Genomic DNA, 16,263 nt, shown 5'->3' with positions numbered 1-16,263 from the left:
CGCTTTTTCCCGTCAGTGGTCAGACCACCAGACCGATGCTCCGAGGAGTACCCATGAGCCCATCCTTCATCGACCGCCACGCGCTGTGGACGGCCCAGCAGCACGACGCGGCCGAGCGCGTCGCCGCGCAGGTCGCCGAGCAGGGGCTGCGCCAGATCCGGATCAGCTGGGCCGACCAGCACGGCGTCCTGCGCGGCAAGACGCTGGAGGCGAACCATTTCCGGTCGGTACTGCGCGACGGCAAGGACTTCCAGACCGCGACGCTGATTTTCGACACCACGAACAACCCGGTCGTCCCGCCGTTCGGGGCCAACGCGCTGGGCGACCCGAGGATGACCGGGCTCCCGGACGGCGTCCTGGTGCCGGACCCGACGACGTTCAAGGTGCTGCCCTGGCTGAAGGGCACCGGCTGGATCCTGGCCGATCTGCACTACCGCTCCGGCGAGATCGTCCCGTTCGACACCCGCGGCATCCTGCGCGACCAGCTCGGCAAGCTCGACGGCGACGGCTTCTCCTACGTCGCTGGGGTGGAGCTGGAGTTCTACCTGACCCGGCTCGAGGACCCCTGCCTGTCCTTCGCGGACTGCGGCCATCCGCCGACGCCGCCGAAGGTCAGCGCCGTCTCGCACGGGTTCCAGTACCTGACCGAAAACCGCGGCGACGAGATCGGCGCGATCCTGGACGTGCTGCGGGACAACATCGTCGCGCTCGGCATGCCGCTCGCCACGGTGGAGGACGAATGGGGACCCGGCCAGTGCGAGGTCACCTTCGACCCGATGCCGGGGCTGCGGGCCGCCGACACCGTGGTCCTGCTGCGCAGCCTGATCAAACAGCTGAGCCGAAGGCACGGCTACCACGCGACGTTCATGTCCCGTCCCGCGCTGCCCAACGCGTTCTCCAGCGGCTGGCACCTGCACCAGTCACTGACCACTCCGGACGGTGCGAACGCCTTCGCCGGCGATGAAACCGATGCGCTGTCGGAGATCGGCACCCGGTTCATGGCCGGTCTGCTCGAACACGCCCGTGCCTGCTCGGTCCTCACGACGCCGACGATCAACGGGTACAAGCGCTACCGCCCCGATTCCTTCGCCCCGGACAGGGTGACCTGGGCCGAGGAGAACCGCGGCGCGCTCGTCCGGGTCGCCGGCGGACGCGGCGACGCGAACACGCATCTGGAGAACCGCGTCGGCGAGCCCGCCGCGAATCCCTACCTCTACCTGGCGTCCCAGATCATCAGCGGCCGCGACGGCATGGCGAACAAGCTCGACCCCGGGCCGTCGGCCGACGAGCCGTACCTCGCCGAAGCGCCGCGCCTGCCGGCGAGCCTCGAACGCGCTGTCGAGGCGTTCCGTGAAAGCGCGTTGCTGCGCAAGGAATTCGGCGATCCGTTCGTCGACTACTTCGCGCTGGTCAAACAGCACGAGGTCACCCGGTTCAACGCGGCGGTCACCGACTGGGAGCAGCGTGAGTACTTCGAAATCTACTGACCCAGGCCCGCTGACGGTGCTGGCGGCTGCCCGCGCCGAAGACCCCGATCCCCGCACGACTCTGACCGTGGCGGGCGCGCAGCTCGGCGGACCGTGGCTCGATCTCGGCGCTCGGATGAAGCGGCTGGTCGAAGCCGCCGAACTCGCCGCCTCGCAGGGCGCGCAGGTCCTCGCGTTCCCCGAGACGTATCTGTCCGGCTATCCGTTCTGGCTCACCCGCACGCACGGTGCGCGGTTCGACGACGCGGACCAGAAAGCCTGCTACGCCGCCTATCTCGACAGCGCCGTCGAGGTAGGCGGCCCCGAGCAGCGCGAACTGGAGCAGCTGTCGGCGGACCTCGCGCTCACCCTGTTCGTCGGCGTCACCGAACGCGGCGGGCGCGCGGCCAGCGGGTCGACGTTCTGCACGACGCTCACCTTCGACCCCGGCGACGGACTGGTGGGACACCACCGGAAACTCGTGCCCACCTACGACGAGCGGCTCGTCTGGGCCCACGGCGACGGCGCCGGGCTCCGGACGCACGCGGCGGGCCCGGCGCGGGTCGGCGCGTTGAACTGCTGGGAGAACTGGATGCCGCAGGCGCGGCATGCGCTCTACCTCGACGGCGAGCAGGTGCACCTGAGTTCGTGGCCCGGCGCGAGCGGGATCGTCGCCGACATCACGCGGTTCACCGCGCAGGAAGGCCGGGTGTTCACGATGGCGGTGTCGGGCATCCTGCGGCCCGGCGACGTCGCCGACGACTTCCCGCTGGCGGCCGAACTCCGGGCGGGCTCGGACGAAATGCCGTTCGACGGCGGATCCGGCGTCGCCGCGCCCGACGGGACCTGGCTGGTGCCCCCGGTCCGCGGCGCCGAAGGGCTGATCGTCGCCGATCTCGATCTGCGGCGCGTCGCCCGCGAACGGCTCAACTTCGACCCGACCGGGCACTACAGCCGCCCGGACGTTTTCGCGGTGACCATCGACCGCCGTCGCCGCCGCGCCGGCGTCTTCACCGACTCGCCCGAGGAGTTCACCCATGACTGACCAGGAAACCGTGCTCGTCCTGCGGCACCAGGCGGACGCGGGCCCCGGCAACCTCGCGGCCTGGCTCGACGCGCGCCGGATTCCCTGGCGGCTCGTCGACGTCGCGGACGGCCTGCCCGCGCCGCGCCCGTACCGCGCGCTCGTGGTGCTCGGCAGCCGCGAGTCCGTCTACGACCCGGCGGTGCCGTGGATCCCGGCCGAGCGGGCGTTCGTCCGCGAGCAGCTCGCACTGGGCACCCCGGTCTTCGGGATCTGCTTCGGCGCCCAGCTGCTGGCCGACGTTCTGGGCGGCGAGGTCCACGTCGCGGAGGATCCCGAACGCGGCTGGGCGGACGTCAAGACGAGCGAAAGCAGCGCGCTGACGGAAGTGATCGAGGGCCGCTGGTTCGAATGGCACGGCGACGAAATCGCGGCACCGCCGGAAGCTGCCGTGCTCAGCGCGGACCGCTGCGTCCAGGCGTTCGTCCATGGCCCGCATCTCGGCGTGCAGTTCCATCCCGAGATCACTGCGGACCAGATCCGGGCGTGGATGGCGAACGACCGACGGCGGCGGCAGCTGCGCGAGGCGGGCGGCGAGCCCGAGGAGCTCCTGGTGGCCACCGAAGCGGGCGACGCGCGGGCCGGGGAGGCCGCCGCCCGTCTGTACGACGCGTTCTTCGGTATGGTCAGACCATCAGGACAGTGATGGTTTACCCGGGGGTGGCCCAGATGGCAGAGCAGCGGATCGCGCCGATCCGGCCGGTCGACCGCAAGCCGCTGTACGAGCAGGTCAGCGACCGGCTGCGCGAGTTCATCGACGTCAACCACCTGCAGCCGGGAGACCGGCTGATGAGCGAGCGGGAGCTGGCGCAGCAGCTGTCGGTCGGCCGGTCCTCCATCCGCGAGGCGATCACGGCGCTGCGGGCCCGCGGGATGGTCGAGGTCCGCCACGGCGAGGGAATCTACCTGCTCCAGCGGCCGGAGGAGCTGATCCCGACGCTGGCCGCGGAGCTGATCGAAACCCACCTCGACCACCCCGCGATCTGGGAAACCCGGCAGGCGCTGGAAACCCAGTGCGCCCGCCTCGCCGCGCTGCGCGCCACCGACGCCGACCTCGCCGAACTGACGGCGGCGGTCGAAGACATGACGCGCGAGGTCGAGGCGGGCGAACCTGGTCTCATGGGCGACCGCCGGTTCCACACCGGCGTCGCCGCCGCCTCGCACAACCCCATCCTCATCCGGCTGCTCGACAGCATGCGCACCGCGCTGGACCGGACCTCGGAGACGTCGCTGACCCGCGCCGGGCAGCCCGCGGTGTCGCTCGCCGACCACCAGACGATCCTCGACGCGATCAAGGACCGCGAACCGGCGAAGGCCGCAGACGAGATGCTGCGGCACCTGGTCGGCACCACCGATTCGCTGACCAGCGAGCGGCCGCGCTGACTCCGGCCGTACGCAAACCCGCCCCCTTTGGGTGAAAGGCGCTGCAGCAGATTCGGACTATCGTTTTCCCGGGCCTGCTGGTGAAAAGCGTGCGGGGAGGGTTTCCGTGTCAGTTTCCGACTTTTTGACGACCAAGATCGGCCGCGGTTTCGACGGTTTGGACGCGGACGGAGATGGTCGCCTTACCGAAAACGATCACGTGGCCATGGGTCAGCGGGCGGCATTGTCGCTCGGATACGAACCGGGGACTGCCGCGGAGCGGAAGATCATCGACGCCTATCTGAACATCTGGCGCGAAGTGCATCTGCCGCACATTCCCGCCGGCGAGTCGGCCATCTCGCGGGAACGGTTCGTGGAGTCGAGCCGAACGCTCGCCGACGATCCCGCCGCGGCCAGGGCCACCGTCGGCGCGCTGGCCGAGACCTTCCTGTCCATTGCCGACACCGACGGCGACGGACGGGTCAGCCCCGCGGAGTACCTGGTGTTCCTGCGGAGCCATTTCCCGGACATCGCCGAGGCGGAGGCGAACGAGGCATTCGCACACCTGGACCGCGACGGCGACGGCAGCCTGACCGCCGGGGAATTCGTCGAGGCGATCATCGAGTTCTGGTCCAGTTCGGATCCGGACGCGCCGGGAAATTGGTGGATGGGCCGCCCTTCCTGAACCGCTTGGTCTGCGAAAAAGGTATTCCGTTCATTGCGGGAGGGCGATGATCGTGGCCGGAGCACACGCTCGCAAACTAATCCGGCGCTTTGAGCTGATGGACGCCAACGGCAACGGCTATCTCGAACGCGAGGATTACGCGCTTCTCTCACGCAGGCTGATCGAGGAATTCGCCGGCTCCGCGGGTCCGGCCAAGGCCAACGCTGTACTGGACACCTATCTGCGGTACTGGGACGAGTTCATCGGCCACATGGACCGCGACGGCGACGGCAGGGTGACCAAGGGCGAGTTCGTCCAGGCCATCAGCGCCAAGACCATCGACGCGGCCGGCTTCGACCGGGTGGCCGAACCGCATTTCCGGGCCGTGTGCGAACTAGCGGACACCGACGGCGACGGCAGCGTGAACCGCGCCGAGTTCATCCGGGTGATGAGCGTCTACGGTGTCGGCGCGCAGGACGCGGAGGCGGTCTTCGCCCGGCTCGACAGCGATGCCGACGGCGCATTGACGGTGGGGGAACTGACCGCCGCAGGCCGGGATTTCTACCTCAGCGACGACGACGGCAGCAACGGCAGTGGCCTGTTCGGACCGCATTGACGCCGTGACGCGTCAGCGGGTGTCCGACCAGAGGTGGCCCGGCTGGTCAGACACCCGCTTCACGATCTCGTTCCGGCGCTCAGGGATCTGCGCGACGATGTCGGGCCGGCGAGGGGAAGCGCGTGAACGACTTTCTGCTGTCGATGCTTGACGAGGTCCTCGGTGAGGAGAGGGTGCCGGATTCACCGGGGTCAGAGGTCGAGGATCGTGACGGTCACCTGCGCGACGTCGCCGGGATCAAGCTTCTCGGCCTTGCGCACCGCGCGTTTGACCGGCAGGACGTAGCCGCGCGTGCTGTCCGGGAAGATCGAGGTCCGCCACGTGGTGGCGCCGACTCGGACCAGCACGCGCATCGATCCGAAGCCGCGGCGCGGTCCGCCCAGCTCGCGGATTTCGTCCGAGATGTCGCCGGGCAGGCTGACGAAGGTCCAGGCGTCGGTCCGCCGCGCTTCCCAGATCCACAGTTCAGCGTCGAAGTGCACTTCCACGTCACCACCTTCGCACGCGGCACCGACAGTTTCCGGCGCGATCTCGCGCACTGGGCGCATGCCGCGCCCGAGCAGGTGCGGGAGGACCGCTCGACGGGACCAGCGACGGAGTCACCATCCGCGAGCTGCCGGTCGACGTCTGTCGAAAACGTCCGCGGACCCCGACGCGGTGTCTTGGCTGGTCGCGGGTCAGCTTTCGGCGAGGTCTTCGGACGGCCAGCGGGTGAGGAAGGCGCCGAGGGCGTCGTCGATGAGTTTGCCTTGTTCTGTCGGTTCGTGTCCCGGGCCGAAGTGCTCGGTGAAGGCGTCTCCCAAGACGTCGATCATCGCCTCTTGCTGGTCGAGCGTCGGTTTCTCCTGCGCCTGAAATGCCGCCAATAGTTCGGGATCGTGTTTCTCCAGCAGACTGGTCACGATCGGCCGAAACTGTTCGGGGAGGCTGTCCATCACTGTGCTCATTCGTGCCTCCAGCCTGTCGCCGGGGGGTATTGGGGGAGTGTCCACCATGGAGCCCATCAGCCGCTTCTGAATCATTTGCCGATCAGGATCGCGGACGGGCGACATCGCGGCACTTTGAGTGGTGCCTGGCGAGCGGTATCTCCGCTGGCCAGCCACCAGTGCCGATCCCTCGCCCAGCCGCGGGCATGCGATCAGGTCAGTCGTTCTTCCGCTCAGCCCACTACTTCTGCCCGCTCTCCGGAAACGTCTGGATCGAGTCGTAATACGGGTACTTCCGCTGCAACGCCTCCGGATCCTCATGCTCGATCCCGGTCCGGTAATTCTTCGTCCTCGGCCAACTGGTGCACCCACCGCTCGTCCGCGTTGCAGCCCTTCCCGCTGACCGCACAGGAAAACTTGAGGTGGAAAGCTTCCGGAACCGCGCAAACCGAGCAGTACCGCCGCGTTCGGCGCAGTGTTCAGCGACGAGGTTCCCTGTCGGTGACACAGACGGACATCCCGTGCGACTGCGACCTCGGCGACGATGTTCCAGCTGGAACGAAGCCGCCACCGGCCTGATCGATGCGCTGGTCGGGCCGTGGCAGGCACCGGTAACGGCTTCGCCGAAGGAAAGGAAGAAGCGCCGCTGAAGATCTCCGTGGACGCGGACAGGTGCTGTGGGTCTGCCACGTGCGCGCTGCTCGCGCCGGATGTGTTCGACCAGCGCGAGAACGACGGGATCGTGCTGCTGCTCGACGAACAGCCCGGCGGGAGCTGCACGCGGTCGTCCGAGAGGCGGCCAGCGTCTGCCCGGGCGTCGCGATCTCGGTGCGCGAAACCGGTTAAGCCGCGGGTTCGTCCATCGTGGACCAGACGGAACTCCGCGCGCCGAACCCGACGGCAGCCTGCTGTCCGTTCTGCGCCGGAGCGTGGGTCTCCGGCGTGTCCGTGGTCAGCCCACGATGCTCTGCCGCGCGGGAACGCTCTCCACCGCTAAATCGGACCGCAGCTGGTCGATCAGGTCTCCGGTCCGGCCGGGGTCGGCGACCGCGCCGTAGACGTAGAAATCGGGCCGGACCAGCACCACGGCGACGCCGGCCTCGGCGAACCAGTCGCCTGCTCGCCCGTCGGCCGCGGTGAGCAGGCAGGTCCGCGCCGAGGGGACGGGGTGCACCTGGTCCTCGGCCGCCAGCAGCACCGATCGCACGCCGAGGAGATCGCACACGGCGGTCTGCTCGGCGGTCAGGTTCGCCGCGGGGTCGACGCCGTAGCCGAGGAGCAGGAAGCCGGGACCGCCGTCGGGCACGAGGTCGTCGAGCAGACCGGTGACTTCGCCGTCACGCACCCGGAACTGCGGGGTGAGCGTCGCCTGTATCGACGGCGGAGTCAGCGTCGCTTCCCAGACGCCTTCCCCGAGACGTTCGGGAGGCATCGGCGGCAAGGCTTTCCGCGGGTCGCCGCCGGCCGCGAGCATCCGCTCGTCGCGGGCGCGCGCCTCGTCCTCGTCGAGTACGCAGATGGTGCGCCCCAGTGCCACCGACATCGAGATGGCGTGCTGAAGGTGTTCGCGGCGTTCGGTGGTGTAGGTGCCGAGCACAGCGGGCCCGCACGCCCCGCGCAGCACGCCGTCCAGCTTCCAGGCGAGATTCGCGGCGTCGCGCAGGCCGGAGCACATGCCCTGGCCTGCGAACGGGGGCATCAGATGCGCCGCGTCCCCGGCGAGTGCGAGCCTGCCTCGCGTCCACTCGTCCGCCCAGCGTGCCTGGAAGGTGTAGACCGCGTGTCGTTCGAGCGTGGTGTTCTCCCGCGTGCGCCCCCACGGCGCGAGCAGCCGCCAGGCGGCTTCCTCGGTGTTGAACCGATCGCGGTCCTCGCCGGGCAGCAGCATGAACTCCCATCGGCGACGGCCGGGACCGCCGGAGACGACAGTGGTCGGGCGCGCCGGATCGCACAGCTGCCAGTTCATCGGCGAGCTGTCCCACCCGTCGTGCGGGACGACGTCGACGATCAGCCAGTCGAAGTGGAAGCCGAGGTCGGTCAGCGCGGAATTCAGGTGCTGCCGCACGAAGCTGTTGGCGCCGTCGCATCCCACGACGTAGCGGGCGCGCAGCTCGTGCCGTTCCCCGGCACGGCCGGAGACGGTCAGCTCGACGTCCTGCTCGCCCTCGCGGATCCCGGTGACCTCCAGGCCGCGGGACAGCCGCACTGTGGGCAGTTCGCCGAGCGATGCGGCCAGCACGGCTTCGAGATCGGGCTGGGAGAAGAAGCTCGCCACCGGCCAGCCGCACGAACCCTCCAGCGACCAGTCGATCTCCACCAGCGTTTCGCCGTCGCGGTTGCGCCATTCGTAGTGGTCGGGAACCCGCGAGCTGATCGCACGCACCCGGTCGGCCAGGCCCGCCGACTGGAGCAGCCGGCCGATCTCGTGGTCGAAGTGGACCGCCCGGGGCAGGGGATAGGGCTCCGGCCACCGCTCCACCACGTGCACGTCGTGGCCGGCGAGCCCGAGCAGGCGGGCGGTCAGCAGCCCGACGGGCCCGGCCCCGATGACGATCACGTCGTGGACGCCCATCTCGGCGACTTCCTCTTCGGCATCCGCGAAATCGGCGAGATATCTCGCACGGGGCGGGGTGCGGCAGGCTGATTTCGCGTGCATGATGCCGACGGTAGGAGCAGGCAATCATGCCGGTCCAATACCGGATTCGCCCCCGGCTATGTCCGGTGGGCATGGCCGGGGAGCCGGACGCCGACGCCGCTCGCGCCACCGCGCTGTTCTCCCTGCTGCTCGGCGAACCCGCCGGCAGCGCCTGCTGGGCCTGGCGGAGTCCTGAACGCCGGGCACTCGCCGAGCCGGGGACCAGTCCCCGGTGCCGGCCCTAGGGTCGGCACCGCACGTCTCGCTTCGGAAGGGCAACCATGGGCTATCAGGAACGACGGGTCGAGCTGATCGCCAAACGAGCCGCGCCGCATTTGGAACCCGGGGAGAAGGTCCAGACGGGATTCATCGCGCTGACCGGATGGTTGATCTTCACCGTGCCGGAGTGCACGGTCGTGGCCACCGACCGCGCGATCCTGGCAATCGGCCGAGACGGGACCCGGCGGTTTCCCCGCGAAACCCGTTTCGGCAGGCCGACCGGGCTGTATCACAAGATCTATCTCGGCCGCGGGTACAAGGTGCACCGGCAGTACTACCGGGAGATCGCCGCCGCGGACGACGTGTTGCGCGAGATGCGGGCCCCGGATGGCCAGCCGCGGCCTGTCGAGGAGTGACCCGCCGGGCGCTGGCTGGGCGCCGCAACGTGCCGCGCAGCCGGGCCCGCTTGCCCCGTGCCGAAACCGCTCTGCGGTGAACGGGGCCGGATATCTGGTTCGCGCGGCCCTGGACAGCGTTGAGGATTCCGGCCACGGTGTCTGGCGCTAGCTCCGGTTGCCTCCAGGAATGGATCGGAAACGCGACAATTCGCAATAGCGCACAATTTTCGGCAAATCGGAAAGCCTCTTGCGGCCATCGGACGTTTCTGGGCCATCCGAGGTTTTCGGCCAGGGCCCGCCAGTGGCTGCGGAGCCTGGCCAGCGGAGATCCGGGCTGCGCCGAGAAAAGTGCGGAATGCTATCGACGCCGGCCGTGGCTTCAGAAGTCCCTGGTCAAGGGGTTTACCAGCAGCAGAACCCCTTGACCAGGGCGTATGTGCCAGGGAATCGCTTAGGTCAATCTCACTGGCAGCCCTTGTTAACTCCTGTCGCACTGCTTGTTAATCGTGCTTTTGTCATCCGTCACGTTACTTTCGTAAATCCATCCGTGCGGATCCTCGCCTCCGACGCTGACGTAATACCACTTGTTCCCGACCGAGTTGTAGGCGAAGCACCAGCCTCCGAGGCGAGTGCCTTTCAGGAGTGTGTCGCTTGTCGGGCTACAACCTGCGCCGGGTCCGTTTCTGAGCCAGATCTGCTTCTTTACGCTCGTGCCCCCTGGGCCGTTGGTGGTCGGCGTCGCGCCGCAGGCCATGGACCCGATGTTCGATGGCGTCCAGTTCGGGGGTTCGCCGGCCGCGTCCGCGGGCGCGGCGAGGAAAAGTCCGGTGCCGAGGATGCCCGCGGTGAATGCGGCCAATGATTTCCGTATCATTTATTCCCCACATGTTGTTAGCTGTTTCAGTGCATCGAAAGTGCGGCGGAATGTTCATGCCGAAAGCCTGACACGACAGGCAATAATCACGATTTCACCTAACTGTGCACGGTTCCCGCCTCCGCTCGGGCCGCACCAGATGACTCTGCGGTGCCGCACTGGTGTCCGGCAACGGCATCGACCATTTCCGGACTGTCCGGGACTGTCCGGCGTGCTACGGAGGCTGTCCGGAGTCTGTCCGGTGGCCCGGACAGACTCCGGACAGCCGATGTCACGTACCGCAAAGGCGTACATGATGGTCTGGTGACTCGTGAGCGTGTCCGCCCGGAATCAGCGCGGGATGCGGCGGAGTTCGCCGCCCTGCTGCGCGAACTCAAACAGAATTCGGGCCGCACTCTGCGCCAATTGGAGGAACAGGCCGCGGAACAGGGTGCTGTCCTGCCCCGCAGCACCACCGCCGATATGCTGCGCCGTGACGCGCTTCCCCGGCCGGAACTGCTGGCGGTGTTCGTGCGCGCGTGCGGCGACGGGCAGTATCTGGCGGAGTGGTTGAGCGCCCGCGAACGCCTGGACGCGGGACCCCGCCTCGACCAGACGCCACAGACCCGGACGGCCGAGCCCGAGACGAGGTCCGTCACGCCGCGGCGGCGCGGGCGGATGCTGACGATGGCCGCGGTGGTCGTGGCGGTGGCCCTGGTCGCGGCGGCGGCGTGGTGGTGGGGCACCGGAACAGACGACAAGAGCGACGGCGCCTCCTCCCGCCTCGAGGTGCTGCCGCTGCTCGCGGCGGGCGGGTGGGCGCGGATACACGCGGCGGGTGCGCCGGACCTGTGCGTGACCGAAGGCCGCGAGCACACCGGGCATTACGGCTCCGCCATCGCGGTCCTGCGCCCCTGCACGCAGCGAGGGCTACCACGGATGGTCCTGCAACCCGTCGGCACCGAGCTGGCCACCATCAAGTGGGAACACCCTGTCTACCAGGTCATGGGCTGCCTCACCGTCCTGCACATCAAACCTGTCGAGAACATGCTCGAACCACAGGAAAAATGCGACAACACCAACCCGGACCAGCTGTTCCGCATCGAGCGCGTCGGCGATCAGCTCTACCGGCTGCGCACTCCCGAGACCGACTTGTGCCTGGGCCTGCGCGACAACCTCACCGCGGTCGATACCGAAGCCCTCCGCGAGCGCTGCGCCGCCGAACCCGATCAGGAATTTCTCATCGAACTCAACATCGACGGCTAGCTAGTCCACCGACCGAGGGCGAAGCGGGTCGTCTCCCGGCGAACGGTCGGGTGTCGACACCTGATCATCGCGGCATCTGCAAGTCGCCCGGTGGCGACGGCTACGTCGAACCAACGGCGAGTCGGACACCGCGTCTGGCGGACGTTGCGCCCCCGACCGGAAGGCCAGGTACGCCTCGTGAGGCGTGCTCGTCGCGCGGCGCCGGTGCCGCAGCGCGACTCCTTCGCGGTCAGGCCCTTGCCGATCTCGCGGGCGCCGATCGGACCGGGCGTGTCCAGCCTGGGCGCGGCGAGCGTGTCCCCGGCACGGACCGCATTCAGCGCTGCCGGCGTGCCAGGACGGTGCGGGCGGCGGACACGACCACATACGAACCGACCACCATCCCGACGGCAACCATCACCGCCCCCACGCCCCACAGGCCAGAGCGGTCCGCGGCAATCGCTGCCCCGGACCACGCCACTGTGAATGCCACGGACATGACCGGCACCACCACCCACTGATGCAATCCGATCATCGTCGCGACTACGGCGAGCACAACCAAACACAGCACGCAGCCTGCGACTTGCCACGCTTCGTACGGTCCGGTGCGCTGCCCCGTGACCGGATCGACCTGATAGGTGGTGTCCGATCCCAGCCACGACCACCACGTGGCGATGGTCAGGCCTGCCAGCACGACCGCCCCCAGTACCGAGCGCACCCGGTTCGACGCTGACCCTGTCGCGTCCTGTCGATGATCCATCCCAACAGTCTTTATGCCGAGTCAACCGAAAAACCACCCCCGTCATCGACGTCTCGGGATCGACGTGTTCGCAGCGGGCGGCGTGCTCCGCCCCGGTGATCGGGGCCGAGTGCGGCGCTCTGCCGGCCGGGACTGGCATCCGGTCAGCGCGAGCGTGGCGGCGGCGATCCCGGGCAGTGCCGTGGTCGCGCGGGTGGGGCTGGGACGGGGGTGCGGCGTGGCCGGGGTGATTGGCGTCCGGTGACGCGCCAGGCCGATGAGTGGTCGGTGTCGGTTAAGCGGCGGAGGGTTTCTTTGGCGGTGCGGTCGTCGGGCGGTTGTCCGGTGGCGCGTTCGGCCTAGCAGACGAGGGCCTTGACGGCCTGGCGGATGGTCTCGGGCCGGTATCGGGGGCAGCCGCTCTTCGCCGCCGCGCCTGGGCTGCCCGCGCCGGGGTCGGTGGTCCAGCGGGCGGTCTGGTCCTGGACGTCGGTGCCGGGCTGGTAGCGGCGGGTGCGGCACCAGTGCTGGCGGTGCGCGAGCCGCTGCCGGTAGCAGGCGAGGGTCCGCTCCGGGGTCATGGGGGGCGCAGGTCGGCGTCCGGGCGCGCTGGGGCCGACACGCCCGACAGGATGCCAGAACCGGCGGCAGGGTTCCCGCTTGCTAAATCCGCACTCGAGGACAGCAATGCAAAAACACGGAAGTGCGCGTGAATTGCGCTTGAGGAATGGCAAGCGGGTCTCGCCGTCCGTCCACTGTGGATGGTCTGGGACATGTCCAGGACATGCGGGGGTTCAGTTTCGATCGGGGCCAACCAGGGCCGACCGGGGTCTGAACTGCGGGAACCCGGAGTGCGCTCAGAAAAGTGCGAAATGCTCCGGCGCGGAACCGTACGGCCCAGCACCGGAGCATCGACCGAGGGGTCAGCGGGGCTGGTCGGCCCACCACTTCCGCCCGGATTCGGGCAACGTCTGGATCGGGTCATAGTAGGGATAACGCTGCTGCAGCGCCTCGGCGCGGTCGTCGGTCGCGGCAGCATCGACACTGGTCAGGTAGTTCTTGGTCCAGTAGGAGATCCCGCGCTCCCGGTCATACTCCGCCAACTGGTGCACCCACCGCTTCCCGACATACGGCACATCGCACACAATCCGCGGCGTCGCATACCCCGGCAAGTACCCCATGATCGAGTGCTGCAATTCCTGCGCCTCATGCACGGAAACCCGCCAATGCTCCGCATTCGGGATCATGTCGCACATATAGAAGTAATACGGCAGGATATTAGCCTCACCCTGCAAAGCGAAACACAGATCCAGCAAAGCCGCCGGCGTGGCGTTGACCCCGCGCATCAGCACGCCCTGGTTCCGCACGTCCCGCACGCCCACCTGCAACGCCGTCCGCGCCGCTTCCGCCACCAGGGGCGTCACCGACTGCGCGTGGTTCACGTGCGTGTGAATCGCCAGGTTCACCCCGCGCGCCTGGGCCGTCAGGGCGACCCGCTGCAGGCCCTCGGTCACCTTCGGCTGGAGCCAGTGCTGCGGCAGCGCCGCGAGGGCCTTCGTGGCGAGGCGGATGTCTCGCACCGTCTCGATGTCCATCAGCCGCATCAGGAACGACTCCAGCTGCGGCCACGGCACGTTCGCCACGTCGCCGCCGGAGACCACTACGTCGCGGACGCCGGGGGTGCGCTTGAGGTAGTCGATCATCGCGTCCTGGCGGTCGACCGGCTTGAGCGCGAGCTTGTGCTTCTCCACCTGTTCGGTCGAGTTGCCGACGAGGTCCATCCGGGTGCAGTGCCCGCAGTACTGGGGGCAGGTCGAGATCATCTCGGCCAGCACCTTCGTCGGGTAGCGGTGGGTGAGCCCCTCGACCACCCACATCTCGGCCTCGTGCAGCGAATCGCGTTCGGCGTGCGGATGGCTGGGCCACACCTCGTGCCGGTCGCTGCGCACCGGGAGCATGTACCGGCGGATCGGGTCGGCGTAGAACGCCTCGGTGACCTTCGCCGGGTCGGTGCCCGCGTGCGGGGCCATCGTGTTGATCATCTGCGGCGGCAGCAGCATCGACATCGTGGCCATCTCGCGCTGGTCGGCGAGCAGGTCCTCGTAGAACCGGTCCTCCAGCAGGTCGCCCATCAGGGCCCGCAGCTGCTTGACGTTGCGCACGCAGTGCACGCGCTGCCACTGGGCGTCCCGCCACTCTGCTTCGGTCACGTCGTGCCAGCCGGGGAACCGCCGCCAGTCGGGTTCAGCCAACTCGGCGCGGACGTACTCGTACGGCTGGTCGAAGGCGGCGGCAGTCGGCACAGGTTCCTGGATCGCAGTCATCTGTACTCCTAGTCGTCGGGAACGCGTGAAAATATCCTGTCATAACGTTAGTCGACCGTAAATATTTCTGCACGCTGACCCGGTCCGTCCTGCTCGGAGGGCCAGGCGGGAGACTCGGGGAGTGAACGACAGCACGACGCTCCTGCTCGGCGGCCGGATCTACACCCCGTCCTCGCCCGACGCGACGGCGATGGCGGTTTCCGGCGGCACCGTGGTGTGGGTCGGCCAGGACGCGCCGGCCCGCGCGCTGCACCCGGACGCCGAGGTGGTCGACCTCGGCGGGGCGTTCGTCGCGCCGGCGTTCGTGGACGCGCACGTGCACGCCACCTCCACCGGCCTGCACCTGACCGGTCTCGATCTGACGGCCGTCCGCGGCTCCGCCGAGCTGCTCGCCGCGGTGCGCGGGGCCGTCGTTCCCGGCCAGGTGCTGCTCGCGCACGGCTGGGACGAGTCGTCCTGGACCGACCAGCGGCTGCCGAGCCGGGCCGAGCTGGACGAAGCCGCCGGAGACACCCCGGTCTACCTGAGTCGCGTCGACGTCCACTCCGCCCTGGTGTCGAGCGCCCTGGCGAAGGTCGCGCCGGGCGTCGAATCCGCCGCCGGATGGTCGGACGACGGCCCGCTCACCCGCGACGCCCACCATCGCGTCCGAGGAGCCGTCCGCGACGCGGTCACCCGGCCGCAGCGCCAAGCAGCCCAGCGCGCGTTCCTCGCGACGGCCGCCGCGCGCGGGATCGTGTCGGTGCACGAATGCGCGGGCCCGGACATCTCCGGCGAGGAAGACTTCGCCGATCTGCTGGCGCTCGCCGATCCGACGCTGCCCGAAGTCGTCGGCTACTGGGGAGAGCTGAACGGCATCGAGACCGCCCGCCGCCTCGGTGCGCACGGCGTCGCCGGGGACCTCTTCGTGGACGGCGCCATCGGCTCCCGCACGGCTGCGCTCACCGCCCCGTACTCCGACGACCCCGGCACCTCCGGCTCGCTCTACGCCGACGCCGCCGTGATCGCCGACCATCTCGTCGCCTGCACCGAGGCGGGTCTGCAGGCGGGTTTCCACGTCATCGGCGACGCTGCGGTCGGCGAAGTGGTCGAAGGGTTCCGGCTCGCGGAGAAGCAGGTCGGCCAGCGCGCCCTCGCCGCGCGCCACCACCGGCTGGAGCACCTGGAGATGGTCACTCAAGACCAGGCGCGCGCCCTCGCCGGTTGGGGCGTCGCCGCGTCCGTGCAGCCGCTGTTCGACGAAGCCTGGGGCGGCGACTCCGGGATGTACGCGGAACGTCTCGGCGCCCGCGCGGCAGCCTTGAACCCCTTCGCGCAGCTCGCCGCCGAAGGCGTTCTTCTCGCGTTCGGCAGCGACGCACCGGTGACCGCAGTCGACCCGTGGGCAGCCGTCCGCGCGGCCGTGCACCACCACACTCCCGAAGCGCGGCTCTCCGCCCGCGCCGCGTTCACCGCGCACACCCGCGCCGGACACCGCGCGGCCGGCGTCAACGACGGCATGACCGGCAGCCTCGTCCCCGGCGCGCCCGCGCACTACGCGATCTGGGACGCGTCCGACCTCGTCGTCGCCACGGCCGACAGCCGCGTGCAGCGCTGGTCCACCGATCCGCGCTCGGGCGTGCCGCCGCTGCCGAGACTGGAGCCGGGCACGCCGCTGCCGCGCTGCCTGCGCACGGTCCGCGGCGGCACGGTCATCTACGACGAGTTCACACCGGCCGCTTAGAGTTCCGGG

Annotated in this window: 16 protein-coding genes and 1 pseudogene; 11 read left to right on the top strand and 6 right to left on the bottom strand. The window is 69.1% G+C overall.

What is annotated here, in order from left to right; genetic code table 11:
• The first annotated feature begins 53 nt into the window (after positions 1–53).
• The 6 genes from ACFSVL_RS33595 (at position 54) to ACFSVL_RS33570 (ending at position 5,192) form a co-directional block, all read left to right on the top strand.
• Positions 54–1,487, top strand: coding sequence for a glutamine synthetase family protein (locus tag ACFSVL_RS33595; RefSeq protein WP_378309998.1), 1,434 nt, complete (start codon positions 54–56; stop codon positions 1,485–1,487).
• Positions 1,465–2,511 carry a carbon-nitrogen hydrolase family protein gene (locus ACFSVL_RS33590; protein ID WP_378309996.1) on the top strand — a complete coding sequence of 349 codons (1,047 nt, stop codon included), beginning with the start codon at positions 1,465–1,467 and terminating at the stop codon, positions 2,509–2,511. Before ACFSVL_RS33595 ends, ACFSVL_RS33590 begins: the two co-directional genes overlap by 23 nt.
• Complete coding sequence (locus ACFSVL_RS33585) at positions 2,504–3,196, top strand: type 1 glutamine amidotransferase (protein WP_378309994.1); 693 nt, start codon at positions 2,504–2,506, stop codon at positions 3,194–3,196. The genes ACFSVL_RS33590 and ACFSVL_RS33585 overlap by 8 nt, the downstream gene beginning before the upstream one ends.
• A gap of 23 nt (positions 3,197–3,219) precedes the next feature.
• The gene (locus ACFSVL_RS33580; RefSeq protein ID WP_378309992.1) at positions 3,220–3,933 is read left to right on the top strand and encodes a FadR/GntR family transcriptional regulator; all 714 of its coding nucleotides are present in this window, start codon (positions 3,220–3,222) and stop codon (positions 3,931–3,933) included.
• A gap of 106 nt (positions 3,934–4,039) precedes the next feature.
• Positions 4,040–4,597 carry an EF-hand domain-containing protein gene (locus ACFSVL_RS33575; protein WP_378309990.1) on the top strand — a complete coding sequence of 186 codons (558 nt, stop codon included), beginning with the start codon at positions 4,040–4,042 and terminating at the stop codon, positions 4,595–4,597.
• Positions 4,598–4,649: 52 nt separating this feature from the next.
• Positions 4,650–5,192: an EF-hand domain-containing protein gene (locus tag ACFSVL_RS33570; RefSeq protein ID WP_378309988.1), complete on the top strand. Its 543-nt coding sequence runs from the start codon at positions 4,650–4,652 to the stop codon at positions 5,190–5,192.
• 191 nt (positions 5,193–5,383) lie between these two features.
• On the opposite strand, the gene ACFSVL_RS33565 is transcribed toward ACFSVL_RS33570, so the two are convergent.
• On the bottom strand, positions 5,384–5,680 hold the full coding sequence (locus ACFSVL_RS33565; RefSeq protein WP_378309987.1) for a DUF1905 domain-containing protein: 297 nt from the start codon (positions 5,678–5,680) through the stop codon (positions 5,384–5,386).
• Between the two features lie 189 nt (positions 5,681–5,869).
• Positions 5,870–6,244, bottom strand: a complete 375-nt coding sequence (locus ACFSVL_RS33560) for a hypothetical protein (protein ID WP_378309986.1) — start codon at positions 6,242–6,244, stop codon at positions 5,870–5,872.
• A 520-nt stretch (positions 6,245–6,764) separates the two neighbouring features.
• Between ACFSVL_RS33560 and ACFSVL_RS33555 the strand changes: the two are divergent.
• A pseudogene (locus ACFSVL_RS33555) lies at positions 6,765–6,964 on the top strand (ferredoxin).
• 106 nt (positions 6,965–7,070) lie between these two features.
• Here the strand turns inward: ACFSVL_RS33555 and mhpA are convergent.
• Positions 7,071–8,690 carry a bifunctional 3-(3-hydroxy-phenyl)propionate/3-hydroxycinnamic acid hydroxylase MhpA gene (mhpA, locus tag ACFSVL_RS33550; protein WP_378310112.1) on the bottom strand — a complete coding sequence of 540 codons (1,620 nt, stop codon included), beginning with the start codon at positions 8,688–8,690 and terminating at the stop codon, positions 7,071–7,073.
• A 110-nt stretch (positions 8,691–8,800) separates the two neighbouring features.
• Between mhpA and ACFSVL_RS33545 the strand changes: the two genes are divergently transcribed.
• The 3 genes from ACFSVL_RS33545 (at position 8,801) to ACFSVL_RS33535 (ending at position 11,489) form a co-directional block, all read left to right on the top strand.
• Positions 8,801–8,998 (top strand): hypothetical protein, encoded by a 198-nt coding sequence (locus ACFSVL_RS33545; RefSeq protein ID WP_378309985.1) that lies wholly within the window; start codon positions 8,801–8,803, stop codon positions 8,996–8,998.
• Positions 8,999–9,034: 36 nt separating this feature from the next.
• Complete coding sequence (locus ACFSVL_RS33540) at positions 9,035–9,388, top strand: hypothetical protein (RefSeq protein WP_378309984.1); 354 nt, start codon at positions 9,035–9,037, stop codon at positions 9,386–9,388.
• A 1,159-nt stretch (positions 9,389–10,547) separates the two neighbouring features.
• Positions 10,548–11,489, top strand: coding sequence for an RICIN domain-containing protein (locus ACFSVL_RS33535; RefSeq protein WP_378309983.1), 942 nt, complete (start codon positions 10,548–10,550; stop codon positions 11,487–11,489).
• A 316-nt stretch (positions 11,490–11,805) separates the two neighbouring features.
• Here ACFSVL_RS33535 and ACFSVL_RS33530 read toward each other — a convergent pair whose 3' ends face one another.
• The 3 genes from ACFSVL_RS33530 to ACFSVL_RS33520 all read right to left on the bottom strand — a co-directional run bounded on the left by ACFSVL_RS33530 (position 11,806) and on the right by ACFSVL_RS33520 (position 14,531).
• Positions 11,806–12,228, bottom strand: a complete 423-nt coding sequence (locus tag ACFSVL_RS33530) for a hypothetical protein (protein ID WP_378309981.1) — start codon at positions 12,226–12,228, stop codon at positions 11,806–11,808.
• Between the two features lie 338 nt (positions 12,229–12,566).
• The gene (locus tag ACFSVL_RS33525; RefSeq protein ID WP_378309979.1) at positions 12,567–12,788 is read right to left on the bottom strand and encodes a hypothetical protein; all 222 of its coding nucleotides are present in this window, start codon (positions 12,786–12,788) and stop codon (positions 12,567–12,569) included.
• A gap of 342 nt (positions 12,789–13,130) precedes the next feature.
• Complete coding sequence (locus ACFSVL_RS33520) at positions 13,131–14,531, bottom strand: KamA family radical SAM protein (protein WP_378309977.1); 1,401 nt, start codon at positions 14,529–14,531, stop codon at positions 13,131–13,133.
• Positions 14,532–14,652: 121 nt separating this feature from the next.
• Between ACFSVL_RS33520 and ACFSVL_RS33515 the strand changes: the two genes are divergently transcribed.
• Positions 14,653–16,254, top strand: a complete 1,602-nt coding sequence (locus tag ACFSVL_RS33515; RefSeq protein WP_378309975.1) for an amidohydrolase — start codon at positions 14,653–14,655, stop codon at positions 16,252–16,254.
• Positions 16,255–16,263 lie beyond the last annotated feature (9 nt).

It is taken from the genome of Amycolatopsis silviterrae (genome assembly GCF_042684085.1).
Lineage (GTDB): Bacteria > Actinomycetota > Actinomycetes > Mycobacteriales > Pseudonocardiaceae > Amycolatopsis > Amycolatopsis silviterrae.
The sequence above is the reverse complement of the archived record's forward strand: the minus strand, read 5'-3'. Positions and strand labels throughout refer to the sequence as shown.